Annotated in this window: 1 pseudogene; it reads left to right on the top strand. The window is 68.4% G+C overall.

From position 1 onward, the window contains the following. Positions 1 to 260 (top strand): annotated as a pseudogene (locus GV790_RS29555) (carboxylating nicotinate-nucleotide diphosphorylase); the annotation flags it as partial. Positions 261 to 316: the final 56 nt, after the last annotated feature.

Genomic DNA, 316 nt, shown 5'->3' with positions numbered 1-316 from the left:
TGGAGGTCGACAGCCTCGACCAGCTCGACGCAGTCCTGGCCGAAGACGTCGAACTTGTCCTGCTGGACAACTTCCCGCTCTGGCAGACCCAGGCCGCGGTTCAGCGCCGCAACACGACATCGCCGGGGACGAAACTGGAATCGTCCGGCGGGCTCACCCTCGATGTCGCCGCCGACTACGCCCGGACAGGTGTCGACTATCTGGCCGTCGGCGCCCTCACCCATTCGGTCGCAGTGCTCGACCTCGGCCTGGATATGTAGGACGGTGTGGGCCACCGCGCAACACGGCGCCCCGGCCGGTAGCCCCGGCTCAGGCC

Origin of the sequence: Nocardia cyriacigeorgica, assembly GCF_010858045.1 — a bacterium.
Lineage (GTDB): Bacteria > Actinomycetota > Actinomycetes > Mycobacteriales > Mycobacteriaceae > Nocardia > Nocardia cyriacigeorgica_E.
Note: the sequence above shows the minus strand (reverse complement) of the source record. Positions and strands in the feature narration are given on the sequence as shown.